Raw genomic sequence first — 17463 nt, 5'->3', positions numbered from 1 at the left:
TGAAACTTATAATAACATTGGTCAGAATGTTTAACCAAAATAAAAAAGAAAAAAGGATGGTTACTCCTACATGAAAGTTAAACTGGTCGTTACTCACCCAAGACAGGATTCCCTAACATTTGCCGTGATGAATCGTTTTATAGAAGGTATGCAGGAGAATTCCCATGAAATCGATATCCTCGATCTATATCATGACGGATTCGATCCCCTATATCGTGTAGAAGATGAGCGAGACTGGCAAAATCCCGATAAACAGCATGCTCCTGTGATTCGCAAAGAGCTGGATCGTGTGCTTGCGGCTGATGCCATTGTATTTGTTTTCCCGATCTGGTGGTACAACGTTCCCTCCATGCTCAAAGCTTATCTGGACAAGGTATGGAACATGGGGCTGCTGAACAAGGCAAACTCCAAAAAGGCACTGTGGATTGCACTAGCTGGGGGAACGGAGGCTTCATTCCATAAATACGACTATTACAACATGATTTCCAACTATCTAAATAATGGGATCGCAGGCTATGCGAGAATGCAGGAATCCCGAGTCGAATTCCTCTATGAAACCATTTCAGAATCCAAAGAACATATCGAAAGCTTGCTGGAGCAAGCATATCAAATCGGCAAACATTACAATTAACAATTTGCAAATATTACAAATAACAATTCGCAGATATTACAGATAACAACTGCAAAACGATAGGAGGTTACTCGTTCCTTGGGTAACTGACTTTTCGCCCATGATGGGCGTACAATCAAGAAGGCTTACTCCAACCTGGGTTCCAGGTCAAAGTAAGCCTTCTTTTTCACACGCTACGATTCTGGTGTAACATCATTTCTTCCATACCAGTTTGCTCATCATCGCATATAACAACGTAGCCGATTCGGCTCGGGTCGATTCGGCAAGTGGTTTCACCTCACCGTTGTACCCGTGGGCGATGCCCAGATTCACAAGTAATGCCACACTATCCCGGGCATAGGAGCGAATCTCGGAAGCGTCGCGGAAACGAGTAAGGTTATCTGTTACAGCCGTCTCAGAGTCAACCAGTCCAGCCACCGCAAGTGCCCTCACTGTCAACGTCATCATCTCTTGACGAGTGATCGTGGACTCTGGCAAGAAGCGCCCGTCACCGGTACCACTCGTGATACCTAGCGAACGCGCAGCTGTAACTGCTTCGTAGTACGGAGCATTTTCGTTTACATCAGAGAACGCATTCCCGGATGCAGCATTCAAACCCAGCGCAGTCATCAACCATTGCATGTATTGGCCGCGGGTCATCTCCTCTTTTGGATGTAACTGCGTGGAATCACCGCTTGCCTCAGCATCAATTACACCTCGGACAGCCAAAGCCTCCATTGCTTTCTTGGCCCACTGCACTTCTGCAAGATCTGCGAATGTCTGCTCCACAGACACAACAGCATAATTTCCTGTGAGTGATGTGACGGAAAATACAAGTTGCCCGCTTTTTTGATCGTAGTAACTTTGCGGCAATGGGGTTGCCACACCGTTCGCTCCAATGGCAAATGCTACAATCCGATCCTGCTGAGCATTTTGTGAGGATTGGAAAGGCAGACGAAGTATTAACTGGCTTTCCGATGGCCATGGTTGACCATCCAGTTGAAGTTCAAGCTGGACTCCATATTGCGTGCCAAGCTGATCTGAGACTGTTTTTGACAGCTCCGTTCTGACCAATCGGATTGATGCAATCCCATCACCAACGATATCCTTCATTAACAGTGTCGCAGGAAGCTCCAACATTCCCAGCTCTGTAACAATGTTGAACACATGTGACTCACCCTGATCTATTAACGCAGAGGCAGGCAGAGATACTTCATATACCGTTGCTCCCGAAACCGGCTTCAGCCGAAGTTCGACCAAGCGCTGACCCGCATCTGTTAAGGGGGCAACTTTAAAAGCATCTTTAATCGTTGAAACATCCACGTTGGACTGCACTACACCCTTCTGATCAGACTGTCCCTGCAACTCCAGAACAGAACGGTCCTTCTCCGGTTTAGGTTGTGGTACCGCATTCTCTGCACTTGAGTTACCACTTCCGGATTGTCCACCATTGCTGGATGAACCAGAACCATTTCCTGGATTTCCACCGGAATTGCCACCTGAATTACCACCCGAACCAGGGTCCGTGCCTCCAGGGGAAGGAACAGATGCTGGCACCTTCACTGTCAACGGTATAGTCAGGGCTCTACTGTCGTCAGAAGTTCGAGTAATTTCCAACTCCAGTGTTACTGTTGTTTCCTTGGATGGTGGGACAATCGTTCCATCGGTTTGAATGACCGACGGTACCGAACTGGAAGCGATCTTCACCGTGAAACCTTGCGGCACGGATGGTAACTTCAGTTTTTTTGCACCTGCGGAAGGCTGTTCCAATGCTGTGATGCCTGTAGCTACATCGGCAGCGCTCTGCTGAGCCGTGTGCACCTGATAAGCGGAAGATACACCTCTCAAGGATTGCCCCGTCGCATCAAAAGCTTCCACTTTGTAATAATATTCCGTGCCGGGGTTCAGTTCACTGTCCGTGTACTTCCGTCCATTGCCACTGTAAACCACCTTATACTCACCTTGCTCACGATCTGAGCGGTAGAGCTTGTAGCTTGCTGTACCAAGATGAGCATCCCAGTGAAGCGTTGCGCTCGTTGAATTCAACGCATCAGGATTAAGACCAGCACTATCATTTGCAGGTGGAGCGGCGTCAGGTTTAACGATCATAATCCAGCTAATCATCGGGTCCTGCGATGCCGTATTGCGCACGGTCAACTCCAGCTTGTTGTCCGACACGCTGATGCCTTTCTGGGCTCTAACGTTGGCAGGCGTAAAAGTAACTGCACCGGTATTGGTGCCATTGATGATTAAATTCGCTCTGCGCGATGTATTGCTCCACGGATCGTTGAATCCGGCGTACACATCGTATGTCCCGTTTGGCACATCAAATCTATAGGTTAAGTCCGTGCCTTTAGGAGAATTGCTGACATTTCCACCGTTCAGATAACGTACGGTCGAGAATATATCCCCGCCATTCGAACCGGATGCCAGTGCATCTGCGCTGACATAACCCCAATTACGTCCCTCAGCCTGAGCGTACATCTGATCGGGCGTTCCCGGGTTGGCAAGCGTTCCTTTCATATAAGCACCCATGAGGCTATAATCAGCCGTTTCGTAACCTCCGCTGTTCACAAAATAGAGTGTATTCTCCGGAATGACGTTTACGTGAACTGCCTGCTTTTTGTTGTTATATTCCGGTGTGGTTACCTGTAATGTGAGCGGTCCTGGCTTAGCAAAATCTTCTGCCGTCATGGCCCGGTTATCAATCGTCCATACTGCTGGCGTTGATACCAGTGCTCCACCCTCGCGCACATTCAATGTTGTTGGCAGGGATGGGACTTTGCCTAGCGCCACGGCTTCTGGCAACGGATCAGCAATATCAACCTTGCCCATCGAATTCAGCAGATCAGGTGTCCAGCTGTTATACCACTTGATCGCGATGTCGGAGCCTATTCCAAACTCAATTGGCAAGAACACGTATTTTGCAGCATCATTCGAGAAATTGCCACCATTCCACGTATCCCCCACGTAAATGAATTTGCCTTTTTCCGGATCAACCGGTATGACAGAAGTCGTCTGTGTGCCAAATGCCTTGCCTGGATCAGGATCGGTTGGCAACGTGCGCACGAACGGATTGGTCTGCGTTGACCACGGGCCAAAGATGTTGTCCGCCACCGTCACTTTGTTTTCGTTAGGGGCCCAGCCAGAAGCTCCGGAAGTCAAAATATAATATTTCCCCTGATACTTGAACATCGCCGGTGCTTCGCGTTGCCCTCCCGGGAACACACGCACGTAATCGACGCCGTATTCCGCCTGATAGGTGGAATCTCGTACCGGATTGCCTTTGTCATCCGTTCGTCCTTCCTTATGCCACCCTGTTACGTCACTGTAGTCTTCATTCAGTTTGGAGATATAGAGCGTCAGGTTTTCCTCACTGGAGTAGATCAGATAGCCAGTGCCGTCATCGTCCTTGAACAACGTCATATCACGTGCCATACCCTTATCGGTTGGGAAGAAATCTTTCTCCCCTTCGGGAGCTCTGTCCATCCGGTAACTCTTCTGATACACAAAAGGCCCTGTTGGAGAGTCGCTGATCGCATAACCGGCCCGCGCCTTACCATAATTCGCATTATCGTTATAGGGGTCTTTGTCGCCATCCATGTGGGCCCACATCACGTATTTCTTCGTTTTGTCGTTGTAGATGACCTTTGGTCGTTCAATAATCCGTCCTTTGCGGATATCTGCCCAGATATCCACGCGGTCTTCACGCCCCGCATACAATTTGGAGATCAACGGGTCATTGTCAAAATCATCCATGGATTGAAGTGTTGTTAAAGCCATGCCTTCATCCTTCCAATTCATCAGATCCTTGGATGAATACACACGCACTCCAACAGCTGGCCAGCCGCCCTTATGATATTCGCCATACCAGTAATAGGTCTCCGTCTGTTCATCATAGAAAAAGCCAGCCCCATGAGCATCAATCGGCTTCCCGTCCAGATCTGGCCACAATTGCCCTGGTGTAATGCTTGTGCGAACTGTGGCAACACCCAGCGGTGCGGATGCTGGAGAAGTTACGCCGTCCACGGTCGCCTGAATGATGTAAAAATATCCTGTGCCCATCGTCAGACCGCTATCGTTAAACGTGTTTTCATTGCCACTATAGACCTGCTGATACGTACCCGTAGCACTGGTTGAACGGGACACGATATACGTTACATCAGATCCAGGCAAGACATTCCACCCCAGAGAGATTGATGTGTCCGTCACAGCTGTGGCAGCGAACTCTGCTGGAGAGTCAATGGAGTATGTCGTGGCTTCTGCAACAGTGAATGCTGACTCACCAGCTGCGTTATAGGCTGTTACGCGATAGCTGTAGCTGGTGCCCGGCTCAAGTGCATTATCCGTGAATGTGAGCCCTTTCCCTTCGTATATCTGCTCGTATTGCTCACTGCCAGATTCGGCCCGAACCACGCGATAACCAGTTGACTTGTCCACGGCGGGCCAAGATAGCTTCACACTCGTGGCATTGAGTGCTTCGGCCTTTAATTCGCCCGGAGCCTGTGGTGCTGCGGCTGTCGTCCGAACTTCCAGCGGAGCAGTCCATAATGATTCGGTTAGGCCTCCGTATTCATAAGCGAGCCTGTAATAATACACCGTATCCCCGCTTAATCCTTCATCCGTGTGTCCCATAGTCCCGGTATTGGTTACCAGGGAATAACCGCCTTCAGGCGTAGAGGAACGGTACAAGCGATAGGCTGATGCTCCCGCGATTTCAGACCATTGCAGTGAAACCGAAGAAGCTGTCTGCTCAGCAATAGAGAGCTGAATATCGTTCCCAGGCGGTTGCTCGGCAATGATCACGTCATCTGCATGTACCGACTGCCACTTATTCCGAATGCCCACGGTACCTGACCCGTATGTAGTATCGACCAGATCAAATACCAACCGATCGGAGCCGTTTTCCGCGATATACCCGCGAATGGTGGTACCTGATAACACCACTTTGAGTGTGTACCATGTGTTTTTGGCAAATGCATAGTCCACCGTTTTCAAAGTTGTGTCTGATCCGTTCACCCGTTTGGAGAAAACGAGTTTATTGCTAGGAACTTGCATTTGAAAATAGTAAAAGTTGCTCTTATCCTGAAACCGCGGCAATATTCCCGGATATCCCTGACCGGCTCCCGTGTAAAAGCGCATGGACACGGTCATGTCCGAGATGGAGTCTCCAGTAGAGATGATGCCTTCATTGGTATCGCTCTGGATAAGCGTGGAGTTGGACGCATCTGTCGGGTCAGCAAAGACTTCCCAGTTGCCCGAGCTTACATTCCACGCGGGTGATTCCGTGTAATTCCCATCCGAAAAATCGTCCTGCAACAATGTGGTGGGTATACTGCTCAGATCGGCATACGCCTTACTCGGTAGCATCAACGGTCCCGAAGACAGCGCAAGTGTTGCTGATAACATAAATATCATGGGTTTCCTGAGTTTATCCAATGTTCATTCTCTCCTTTGGCGTGAAAGATGAAAGCATGGTTCTTGTATGCGCGATGTTGTTGTTCAGCCTATACTCAGCAACCAGTGGTCAGTAACGAGCTTTTGTCCACCTCCTTATTTTAATGAAACCGGTTTCATTGGAGTGCAAAAAAAGACCCGTCTTCCCTTCTAAGTGCAATGATACCCATACGGAATACCGTGTTTTCTTTGCCCCTATGCAGTGAAACAGGTTTTTAATATATAAATGTAATCGCTTTCCTGAATTATATTATTGCCTTATTCAAGCTGTCAACTGTGAATTGGGTTCAAACATTTTTCGTTAAAACCACGTAAAAAAGGCGCGAGTTCTGCCTGTTTTGCAAGCAAAATTCGCGCCTTTTCTCACGCTTCGAGCTTGTTCGCAAGCTCGCACATGATTCGTAATCAAAAGCGGACTTTTTGAACAACCTCTATTTAGAATACTTTTGTTGTCCACGACTCACAGTTCCACGTCTCCGTAACGACATCACGGTAGAATTCCGGTTCGTGGGAGATTAGAAGAATACTGCCTTTGTAAGCCTTGAGCGCACGTTTCAACTCTTCCTTGGCATCTACGTCCAGATGGTTCGTCGGCTCATCGAGTACTAGCAGGTTCGTTTCGTTATTGATGAGCTTACAGAGACGCACTTTGGCCTTCTCACCACCACTTAGTACAGCTACCTTGCTCTCAATGTGTTTTGTAGTCAAACCACATTTTGCAAGTGCAGCACGCACCTCGAATTGGGTATAGGAAGGGAACTCCTGCCAGATCTCTTCAATACATGTATTGTAGTTGGCATCCTTCATCTCTTGCTGGAAGTAACCAATCTCCAGATGTTCACCTCGTTGAACGGTTCCTTCCAGAGCTTGAATTTCACCCAGAATACTGCGCATCAGAGTTGTTTTACCGATTCCGTTCGCACCAACAAGGGCAATCTTCTGTCCGCGCTCCATACGCAGATCCAGTGGTCTGGACAACGGTTCGTTGTATCCAATTACAAGACCTTTGGTTTCGAAAATGAGCTTGCCGGATGTTCTTGCATCACGGAAGTTGAACTGCGGTTTCGGTTTCTCCTTGGCGATCTCGATGACATCCATCTTGTCGAGTTTCTTCTGTCTGGACATCGCCATATTACGTGTAGCAACACTTGCTTTGTTCCGCGCTACAAAATCCTTGAGGTCAGCAATCTCTTGTTGTTGGCGCTTGTAAGCCGACTCCAGCTGCTGTTTTCTCATCTCATGCACTTCCTGGAAGTGATCATAATCGCCCACATAACGAGTTAGATTCTGGTTCTCCATGTGATAGATCAAGTTGATAACACTGTTCAGGAACGGAATATCGTGAGAAATGAGGATAAATGCATTCTCATATTCCTGCAAATAACGTTTTAACCATTCGATATGCAATTCATCCAAGTAGTTCGTAGGCTCATCCAGCAGCAAAATATCGGGTTTTTCCAGCAGCAACTTGGCAAGCAGTACTTTGGTACGCTGTCCACCACTCAGGTCATTAACGTCTTTGTCCAGACCGATATCCGTCAGACCCAGACCACGTGCGGTTTCATCCACTTTGGCATCGATCATGTAGAAATCCTGGTTTGTCAGCGTATCCTGAATCGTACCCACGTCTTCAAGAAGTTGTTCAAGTTCCTCCGGGGTAACATCGCCCATTTTGCCATACATATCATTCATTTCCTGTTCCATGTCAAACAAATACTGGAACGCGCCGCGAAGTACGTCACGGATTGATTGGCCTTTGTTCAATACAGCATGCTGGTCCAGATAACCAACACGCATCCGTTTGGACCACTCCACCTTGCCTTCATCCGGCTGAAGTTTTCCTGTAATAATGTTCATGAAGGTGGATTTACCTTCACCATTGGCCCCGATCAGACCAATATGTTCGCCCTTCAAGAGGCGGAATGAAACGTCGTTAAAGATAGCACGGTCACCAAAACCGTGACTTAATTTTTCTACATTTAATATACTCATTCATGACACCTTTTCTATATAGACTTAATTCTTTCAGCATTTTGCATAATTCGAATCCTACCGCTCACGGGTACAAGATATAGACGAACAAAATCATTTCGATCTATATCTTGCTGATTGGAAGACGCTCAGGGGATTTATGCAAAATGCTCCTTTGTATATTATAAGCGTTATATCCTGCACAACTCAACGCCCTATTAAAAAATATTGCACCTTTTTGTCTGAAATTTGCCTTATATGAAAGTATGGGTTAAAATTTTGCCTTAACGAATTACTATTATATAGAACGGAGCTCTTCGAAGAGCATCAGGTGAAGATTATGATTGAAGTGAAACAATCCAAGTTGGGTGATGGTGGTGAGTTTAACCGCGGGGTATTTGCTACCGTTGATATTGCCAAAGGAACGCTTATCCATCAGGCACCCGTTGTGCCTTACCCAAATGAAGATCATGAGCATGTCGAAAAAACGATTTTGGAAGATTACGTGTTCGAATATGGGGCGAATCATACCGCCATTCTGCTCGGCTATGGCAGTCTGATCAACCACTCCTATGAACCTAACGCTACTTATGATATCAATTTTGATAACCATACCTTTGACTTCTACGCTTATACAGACATCAAAGCTGGCGAAGAAATCGTGATCAATTACAACGGTGAGGAAGACAGTATGGACCCGTTATGGTTCCTGGACGATTACGAGGAGCGTATGCTGGAGTTCAATAAGTCCAATGATGATGAGGGTGAAAAAGAGACTGAACCCCAGTCCCTGGATACGGACCCGAGTAAATAAACGTTAAACTCAAGTAAAGTTCGCAAGCACTCTATTGTATGTGCGAAAAGAACTCACTGACCCCGGTGAATGATGAAATGAGTAACTGGAGACTTTTCACAGTCCAAAGTTTAAACAACAAAAATAAGCAAGTCCTCCGTCAATGGAAGACTTGCTTATTTTTGTTGTCTTGCTTTCTAAGCCATACACCTGTTCATGTTTCATGGTTTATCGTGCATCTTAACTTGTTTTAATCTGTAATCGGCGGATCTGTATGCAAGTCTTGATCGGGTGTCGTGGATCTCCACTTGGTAAAGGCTACCTCGAACCCTGCACGCTTTGGTGAACACAGAAATGGACCTGCATGTTTGTTCGTCGGATAGGCAAACCGTGCAACCCGAATCGTACGCCAAGGATGCTCATCTGTGCGAGCACGAATGACAACAGCCTCATTACTGTAGGAGGCTCTGATTGTTACGATTCGTCCACCCCACTCTGGCACAGGAGAGAGTGACCAATCTGAATACGTATCCGTCACGACAGCTCCAACATGTGCCACGCCATCATTAACCTCAACTCCGGCCTTGATCCATTGGTCTTCTCCGTACCATAACATTAGTCCAGCCTGATCATATAATTGGGTGAATGAGCTTAGATCAAACGATACCTCAATCGCTTCCGTTCCGTCCCATGGAGCAAGCATGGCATGTCCATCCCGATGACAGAACCCGTAGAATGTGTTCTCCCAGAAGTCACTGCCTTCCCGAGCTTCCACAACGAAACGATCCCCATCCATACGTGCAGCAACGGGTTCCTTAGTCCACTTGCCTTCATGAAGCCCAATAAAATCCGATGACATCGTTATTTTCATCCTTCCTTCCATCCCAAAGGGGAGTTCATCACCACTTCATCACTTCTAAATTAAAGAACCCAGATCCGATGCAGCAGTAGGATATGCAAAATTCATGGTGTTTAACTGATCGATAGTCAGATTGAACTGAATCGCCATTGCAAAAAGGTTGATCAATTCTTCTGTTTTGCTCCCGAGCACATGCGCACCCAGAATACGTCCAGTTGATTTGTCGATCACCACTTTGGCCATGGCAAATTTTTCATGAGTTCGCTTGTAAGTATACCATTTCGACATATCATTTACCTGCACCTCGTAGCCCTCTTTCTTGGCTTGTTCCGTGCTCATACCTACAGCTCCAAGGGCAGGGACAGTAAACACAATGGAAGGCATCACTTTATAATTTGGTTTGTGTTGGTTTCCCTCCAACAAATTGAACGATACAGCCCGGGATTCCTGACCTGCTAACGGGGTTAAAGGCAACCCTTTTGTATCGGTCACATCGCCAGCAGCATACACTCTCGGATTACTTTCACTTTGCAAGTACTCGTTCACCGTAATCCCCTTTTTGCTGTAGCTGACGTTGGCTTTCTCCAATTCCAGCCCATCCACATTAGGAACACGCCCGGCTCCATGAACGACAAGTCCACACTGCCACTGGTGATCTGCACCATTACGTGTGCCATGAACGACATAGGCGTTCCCCTCTTGCCGTATGGACTTCACCTCCGCGTTCAAGTGAACATGAATGCCAATCTCTTTTGATTTTTGCAACAAAGATTCTACCAGCTCCACATCAAACGATTTCAGAGGCTGTTCACTCCGATGCAGGATATGGACTTCCGTCCCGGCTCTGGCCGCAATATGCGCAAACTCAAATGCAATGTATCCACCGCCTACCAGAACTAATCGATCCGGCAGCTGTTCCAGATCCAGAAAGTCATCACTGTATATAAGATGCTCTGAGCCCTCAATCTCAAGTGGTGCTGGTCTTGCACCAGTAGCAATCAGGATGTGTTTTCCATGGAGCACTTCTTCTCCCACTTGAATATGATTTTCATCGACAAATGAAGCTTTACCGTGGAACGTATCCATTCCGGCCTGTTTGAATTGATCTTCACTTGCTCTAGGTATGCTTTCGGTAAAGGTGCGTTTAAAGGCCATAAGTTCAGACCAGTTGATGGTCGCCTGTCCCTGAATTCCTTTCCCTTGCATCCGTTCATTCCAGTCAATCAGCTCAGCCGCTCCAGCCAACACTTTCTTGGGATCACAGCCACGCAGTGCACACGTTCCGCCGAACTCCCGTTCATCAATTACAGCGATTTTCCATCCAGCTTCAGCGCAACGGGTAATTACAGAGCTTGCCGCGCTTCCTGTGCCAATCGCAATCAAGTCATACGTTTCTTGTGTCATCATGGTTCCTCCTCATCCTTTTGGTACATCTATTGCAGGGATGCCTAAAGTTACAGCAATCCAGCCTGTTTAAGGTACTCTGCCGCAACCTGTTCAGGATTCGCTCCCTCTACGTTCACGTCATAGTTCATCTGACGCATCTCGTCATCCGTAATTTTGCCAGCAAGCTGATTCAGCACCTCAACCAGTTGTGGATATTGATCTGCCGTTTCTTGACGAAGCATCGGCGCGCCTTGATACGGTGGGAATAACTCCTGATCATCCTCCAGCACAACGAGTTCATACTGTCTCAACTCACTGTCTGTGGAGTAAGCATCAACGAGATTAATATCTCCGCGCTGAAGAGCACCATAGCGAAGCTTGGGTTCCATTGTTGCAACGTTCGGGAATTCAATCCCATACTTTTTCTGTATGCCAAGGTATCCGTCTTCCCGATCCGAGAATTCAAGTGTGAATCCTGCTTTGATCTGCTGCTCAACCGGTTTGAGATCCGAAATGGTCTTGAGATTGTATTGATCTGCGATGCTCTTTGGAACGGCCAACGTATACGTATTGTTGTAATCCATTGGGTTCAGCAGCACCATGTTGAACTGGCTCAGCATTCCATCTCTTGCTTGTTCGTAGACCTCTGTTCGATCCGTACTCACAGCCGTCTCCTTCATAAATTCGGAGATCGCTGTCCCCGTGAATTCGGAATAGATGTCAATATCACCCGACTTGAGTGCATTGAAAAGGAATGGCGTTTTGCCTAATCCGGGTTTTAGTTCAACGGTCAGGTCTGTGTCTTTTTCGATTAACAATTTGTACATATTAATGAGAATTTCGGGTTCCGCCCCCAATTTCCCGGAAATGACGAGATCCTTCTGTCCACCACGTGCCACGAAGGGAATGGTAATCACAAGTATCGCGATTATTGCCAGCGAACCAAGGGTAACCAATGTTTTCTTAAAGGATAATCGTTGGAACTGACGTAATAGTACATCAAACAAAATAGCCAGCAAGGCGGCCGGAATGGCTCCAAGGATGATCAGTGCCGTATCGTTCCGATCAATGCCCAGCAAAATTAATGCACCCAAACCTCCTGCGCCGATCAAAGCAGCAAGTGTCGCCGTTCCTACAATAAGCACCATCGCGGTCCGAATTCCGGCCATAATGACAGGCATCGCCAGTGGCAGTTCCACTTTGATTAGACGTTGCCAACTATTCATACCCATCGCATTCGCCGCTTCCACCATGGAAGGATCAACTTCGGATATGCCTGTGTACGTGTTGCGGAGTACCGGAAGCAGCGCATACACCACCAGTGCAATGATTGCAGGAAGTGTGCCTATGCCGAATAACGGGATGAGCAATCCGAGAAGCGCCAAGGAAGGTATCGTCTGCAACACAGCCGTAACCCCAATAATCGGTTCAGCGACTTTTGGCTTGCGTGTCAAGTAAATACCAAGCGGAATAGCGATGAGGACAGCAAAGAACAATGCGATAAATGAGATCTGAATATGTTCCAGCAGAGCAGACAACAACTGACCTTTGCGCTCACTGAACACCTCCGTGAATCTACTCATGTCCTTCACCTCGTTCCTGTAACTGACCAGACCAGTATTTCATCAGATCAACTCGACTGATCTCGCCAATAATCTGGCGGTTACGTTCAACCAGCAGATGGTCATGGGAAGCCATGATATCAACTAACTCCGTCAACGTAATGGATACAGGAACGGCAGTTTTGGCTGATTTTGGCACATGACCCGGTGAGAGTGGTGACATGATGGATTCGAGATCAAAATCAGATTGTGAACTCGTATCGGTGTTAGGACTTCCAACAAATTCACGTACGAAGTCATTAGCTGGCTGTCGGATCAGTTCTTCCGGGGTGCCTACCTGCAAAACCTGTCCATCCTTCATAATGCAGATGCGATCCCCCAGCTTCATCGCTTCCTGAATATCATGGGTGACAAACACAATTGTTTTTTTCATCTGACGCTGGATATCCAAAATATCGTCCTGTAATTTCTCCCGACTCATTGGATCGAGTGCACTGAACGGTTCATCCATCAAAACGATCTCGGGATCGGCAGCGAGTGCACGCAACACACCAATTCTCTGCTGTTGTCCTCCGGATAACTCGGACGGTTTACGCTCACTGTATGTATCTCCGTGCAAACCAACCATGTCCAGTAACGTATGTACACGCTCCTTGATTTGATCTGACTTCCATTTTCGGAGTTCAGGAACAACTGCAATATTTTCGGCAATTGTCATATGCGGGAATAGTGCAATCTGTTGCAGCACATATCCTATATTCCAGCGCAATTCGTGAATGTTGTATTCATCGATTGGGCGTTCATTAATGCGCACTGTTCCATCTGTTCGTTCAATCAGGCGATTGATCATTTTGAGCATGGTGGTTTTGCCACATCCACTCGGACCAATCATGACAAACAGTTCTCCCTTGTTAATGTTGAGGTTAACCTGACGCAAAGCCGTTGTTCCATCAGGATATTGTTTTGATACATTTTCGAACTGAATCATTCGCTCTCTTCGCCCCTTTATCTAGGGCGTGTTTCAGACACGCCCTAACATTCATCTTCATCTATTTCCCCAAAAGTGTGTTCGTATAATCACTGCTTTCCTTAGTGTCCCTTGTTAGGGAGAGATCCATATTCGAATCAACGATGTCAACATGCTGGTAGACATGCAAAAAGACGGGCACTAGGCACCGTCTTCTCATAATATGAAAATGTTTCTTCCATTATTTCCATACTTCCATATGATTCTGAATAAATTGCTCGAATGAAATCGGGTTATTCCCCGTTAATTTTTTCACCGTATCCGTCGTCTGATCTTCTCTCCCCTCCTCCCGGATAGGCACATCCAGTCCTGCGAGGGCAGCAGCGTATTCTTCTGACATTCCTGCGCGAATCATGCTGTTCCTCAATTCATCATCGGACAAAGATTCATGCTGGATGGACTGACCCAGTACACGGCTCAAGACGTCTGCAACCTGTCCATAGGACAACGTCTCCGGCCCTGTAATGATATGCTCCGTATTATGAGGAACAACATCTGTTAGAGCATGGAAGGCCACCGCCGCGATGTCATCTGCACTAACAAATCCAATTTTTCCGTTACCCGTAGCACTGTAAATTTTCCCGAGTTGCTTCGTCGTCTCCCGATGCGGTCCCTCCGTAAAGTTCTCCATAAAATAGGAAGGCTGCAATACAGCCCACTCAGGAGCATGGGCTTTTATATACTGATGTACTTTGCCAAATATAGGACCCTCTTCATCAATTGAAGCACTGCCAAGTAAAACGAATCGCTTAACGCCGTTCCACAATGCTTCCTTGATGAACGGAATGATGACGTCTTCTGGGTTCATATCCATGACCGGCATGACAAGGTACACCTGATTCACATTTTTCAGCGCCAGCGCATATGTCTCGGAATCATACCAATCAAAATAGACATAATTATCGGCAGAACCAGAAAGAGATGGTTTAGTTCTTCCTGCCAAACGCACCGGATAATGATGCTTTTGAAGTATGGCCGCAACACGGCTTCCTGTCTTTCCATTAGCTCCGGTAATAAGTGTCAACGGTTTATCATTGATCATGCTTGTTTCCTCCTAAGTCCGATTCGAGTACGACCATCGGATTCCAATAGTCTTTATAATGTGTAATTTTTCCATTAGAGTGGCTCACTACAGAGATGTACGTTTGGTTGTAAGGCTTGCCTGTAACTAATGAACGCCCTTTACAAGTAAATTCAGCCACAAACTGTTGTTTCGTGGAATCAGCCAAGATCACCGGTTCAGAAAACTGCTGAATTTCAATCATCCCCAGTAGATTATGAAGATGATTCGTAATTGCGGCTTTGCCTTCCAGTTTCTGAGGATATCCTGCTGGTGCATATGGGAATTCGAAAATAGCGTCAGATGTATATAACTCCAACCATTGTTCTAGTTTTCCCTCCAGTAGCAATTGAGTAAATCCATGCATGATCCGATACGGTATACTATTGCCCTCTTCCAACTGCTGAGATTGTGTCATCCTTATTTCCTCCTTCAGTTTGTTTCGTGTTCTTTTTCCAGACCAATCGGTCTATAATAGTCAAAAAATAAACGCCTTAAGCGTCCATTTTCAAGAAAACGTAAAGAATTCTTACTCGAATCATGTAAAACGCTAATCCATAGCCCTTAGGGTCATCTGTACAAAATCTCGCAGCGCTTCTGTACTTGCACCGCTCTTCGCCGTAAAGGTCAATGAGAGTCGGGAATAATTCAGAAAACGGGCAAGACCGGGCAATTCTTCCTCTGCATGCCTCAGTTCGCCACTCCTCTGGCCTCGTAACAGCGCAGTATGAAAAACATCTTCCATTTGTTGGTTAGTGGTTTGAATAAAGGCCGCGATTTCGTGATTTTGTGGTGCCTGTTCAACCGCGCTATTAATGATGAAACATTCATTACGACGTTCGTTGTCTGTCAACACGTTAACCGCTTCGTTGAACAACTCCGTCACGCCTTGCCTCACATTTGTACATTCATTTAATAGTCTGATCCCCGCCTCTGTCTTCTGCTGAATATAGAATTTAAGAGCAGAGACAAATAAATCATGTTTAGTTCCGTAGGTGTCATACAGGCTTTGCCGCGCAATGCCAAGTTCACTCAGCAGTAAGCTCAAAGATGTACCTTCATAACCGTACGCTCCAAATACAGACGTTGCTTTTCTTAGAACAGTCTCCGTGTCGAACTCCTTGGCTCTTCCCAATTTCAGACCTCACCTCCCTATTCATTAACTAAAGAATACCTTTTCCAGACTGATCAGTCAAGAAAATAAATGCTTTGATTTTTGCCAAAGTGGTATAATGGGAATAGAAGATGAATGAATTCTTTTACCATTTACCAACCATGACCACATATAAAGGAGTGTACCTATATGTATATTCAAATTACAGATTTGGCAGCAAAACGATTGACGGAAAGCCTGAATGACCAACCTGGATATTTCAAAGTGATCTATGACTTGGAAGGTTGCGGATGTAACGGAGTTATCGCTATTATCATTGTTGATGAACTTGCGGCTCTCGACGCGCAGATTGAAACCAATCTGGTTCCGTTCTATGTTGATCCGAAGCAGCAGCTGAACCTAGAACAACACATGAAGCTGGATACAGAAGAGAATTATCCTTCTTTCAAATTAAGCAGTGATTCTGGTGTGCTCAGCGCCAACGTACGCGTTCGTGACACCCGTGCAGTAACTGCGGGAAGCTCCGGTGGATCCGACGCCTGCATGCTATAACACAGTCTCCAGCATACTTGGAGTAATCTAGCATTATCTCTCTTCACATCGAAAGCCGTTGCATCTAATGCAACGGCTTTTTCATGTATACTGCCTCTACGAGAGTTGAAGAAGAAGAAGAATCTAGCAAACTTTGTTTACAACTCGGAAACAATTGGAGAACCTATGGATATAATCCTCTAGTATACTCGGTATATAGATTCATATATTCCGAGGAGGAACACACATCATGAAACCTTTTACTCGTAAATCCATCATATCTACAATTCTCGTAGGCTCTGTTGTAGCAGGTTCTGCTTTTACTACGTTTCCCATCACTTCAAGCCTGAATCCCGTCGCGTCTGCTGCAAGCTCCAGCTTCACTCAATTTCTGCATGATAATGCACCTGGTCGTACGATCAAAACGATTAAAAATGTGGCAACTGTGACCAATGTGTCCAGTACAGTTGTGCTTGTCAATAAAAAGAGAAATCTGCCTTCAACTTATACACCACAAGATTTGGTTGTACCTAATATTCCTTTTAGCTTCTCAGGTTCCAGTCCGAAGAAACAGATGCGTAAAGTGGCCGCAACCGCGATAGAGAAATTATTTGCCGCTGCTAAAAAAGACGGCATCGATATCAAAGCGGTGTCTGGCTATCGCTCTTATGCGACCCAAAAATCGATCTTTGACCGTAATGCCAGCATCAAAGGTGAAGCTGTTGCCAATAAAACAAGTGCTCGGCCAGGACAAAGCGAACATCAAACGGGTCTAGCCATGGATATCTCCAGCGCTTCGGCTGGTTATGATCTTCAGCAAAGCTTTGGCAACACCAAAGAAGGCAAATGGCTGAAAGCCAATGCCCACAAGTACGGTTTCATCATCCGTTATGGCAAAGATCAGGAGAAATTGACTGGTTACTCCTATGAGCCATGGCATGTACGTTATGTCGGAGTATATATTGCTGGTGAGATTACCAACCAGAAACTTACGCTGGAGCAGTATTTGGAACGTGCCAAATAAGGCAAGTTTGAACCCAAAGCTTAGACAGTTATAATTATGTGTTTAGATAAAAGAAGCGTGACTATAGAT

General features: G+C 46.4%; 13 protein-coding genes. 4 read left to right on the top strand and 9 right to left on the bottom strand.

Annotated features, from left to right (window positions below; all coding sequences use genetic code 11):
* Window positions 1-70: 70 nt before the first annotated feature.
* Entirely contained in the window at window positions 71-631 is a 561-nt protein-coding gene (locus CXK86_RS15045; RefSeq protein ID WP_036670680.1) for an NAD(P)H oxidoreductase, read from the top strand.
* 192 nt (window positions 632-823) lie between these two features.
* Here the strand turns inward: CXK86_RS15045 and CXK86_RS15040 are convergent, their stop codons facing one another.
* Window positions 824-6049: an S-layer homology domain-containing protein gene (locus CXK86_RS15040; protein WP_076249510.1), complete on the bottom strand. Its 5226-nt coding sequence runs from the start codon at window positions 6047-6049 to the stop codon at window positions 824-826.
* 453 nt (window positions 6050-6502) lie between these two features.
* A complete protein-coding gene (locus tag CXK86_RS15035; RefSeq protein WP_017688769.1) occupies window positions 6503-8059 on the bottom strand; it encodes an ABC-F family ATP-binding cassette domain-containing protein in 1557 nt (518 codons plus the stop codon).
* 319 nt (window positions 8060-8378) lie between these two features.
* Between CXK86_RS15035 and CXK86_RS15030 the strand changes: the two genes are divergently transcribed.
* Window positions 8379-8852, top strand: coding sequence for an SET domain-containing protein (locus tag CXK86_RS15030; protein ID WP_101313981.1), 474 nt, complete (start codon window positions 8379-8381; stop codon window positions 8850-8852).
* Window positions 8853-9081: 229 nt separating this feature from the next.
* On the opposite strand, the gene CXK86_RS15025 is transcribed toward CXK86_RS15030, so the two are convergent.
* From CXK86_RS15025 to CXK86_RS14995, 7 genes are all read right to left on the bottom strand, one after another.
* Window positions 9082-9702 carry a DUF1349 domain-containing protein gene (locus tag CXK86_RS15025; protein WP_257467861.1) on the bottom strand — a complete coding sequence of 207 codons (621 nt, stop codon included), beginning with the start codon at window positions 9700-9702 and terminating at the stop codon, window positions 9082-9084.
* A gap of 45 nt (window positions 9703-9747) precedes the next feature.
* Window positions 9748-11094 (bottom strand): dihydrolipoyl dehydrogenase family protein, encoded by a 1347-nt coding sequence (locus tag CXK86_RS15020; RefSeq protein ID WP_101313979.1) that lies wholly within the window; start codon window positions 11092-11094, stop codon window positions 9748-9750.
* A gap of 50 nt (window positions 11095-11144) precedes the next feature.
* On the bottom strand, window positions 11145-12659 hold the full coding sequence (opuFB, locus tag CXK86_RS15015; protein WP_101313978.1) for an osmoprotectant update ABC transporter permease/substrate-binding subunit OpuFB: 1515 nt from the start codon (window positions 12657-12659) through the stop codon (window positions 11145-11147).
* A complete protein-coding gene (locus CXK86_RS15010) occupies window positions 12652-13626 on the bottom strand; it encodes an ABC transporter ATP-binding protein (protein ID WP_076249515.1) in 975 nt (324 codons plus the stop codon). The genes opuFB and CXK86_RS15010 overlap by 8 nt, the downstream gene beginning before the upstream one ends.
* A gap of 220 nt (window positions 13627-13846) precedes the next feature.
* Window positions 13847-14707 (bottom strand): ergot alkaloid biosynthesis protein, encoded by an 861-nt coding sequence (locus CXK86_RS15005; protein ID WP_180361773.1) that lies wholly within the window; start codon window positions 14705-14707, stop codon window positions 13847-13849.
* Window positions 14697-15143, bottom strand: a complete 447-nt coding sequence (locus CXK86_RS15000) for a nuclear transport factor 2 family protein (RefSeq protein ID WP_076249517.1) — start codon at window positions 15141-15143, stop codon at window positions 14697-14699. Before CXK86_RS15000 ends, CXK86_RS15005 begins: the two co-directional genes overlap by 11 nt.
* Window positions 15144-15275: 132 nt before the next feature.
* Window positions 15276-15860 carry a TetR/AcrR family transcriptional regulator gene (locus tag CXK86_RS14995; RefSeq protein WP_076249518.1) on the bottom strand — a complete coding sequence of 195 codons (585 nt, stop codon included), beginning with the start codon at window positions 15858-15860 and terminating at the stop codon, window positions 15276-15278.
* 168 nt (window positions 15861-16028) lie between these two features.
* Here CXK86_RS14995 and CXK86_RS14990 point away from each other — a divergent pair, with 168 nt between their 5' ends.
* Together CXK86_RS14990 and CXK86_RS14985 are read left to right on the top strand one after the other, a co-directional pair.
* Window positions 16029-16391 (top strand): iron-sulfur cluster biosynthesis family protein, encoded by a 363-nt coding sequence (locus CXK86_RS14990; RefSeq protein WP_076214772.1) that lies wholly within the window; start codon window positions 16029-16031, stop codon window positions 16389-16391.
* Between the two features lie 229 nt (window positions 16392-16620).
* Window positions 16621-17394: a M15 family metallopeptidase gene (locus CXK86_RS14985; RefSeq protein ID WP_076249519.1), complete on the top strand. Its 774-nt coding sequence runs from the start codon at window positions 16621-16623 to the stop codon at window positions 17392-17394.
* The last annotated feature ends 69 nt before the right edge of the window (window positions 17395-17463 follow it).

The organism is Paenibacillus sp. BGI2013, from assembly GCF_002843485.1.
Classification (GTDB): Bacteria; Bacillota; Bacilli; order Paenibacillales; family Paenibacillaceae; genus Paenibacillus; species Paenibacillus amylolyticus.
Note: the sequence above shows the minus strand (reverse complement) of the source record. Positions and strands in the feature narration are given on the sequence as shown.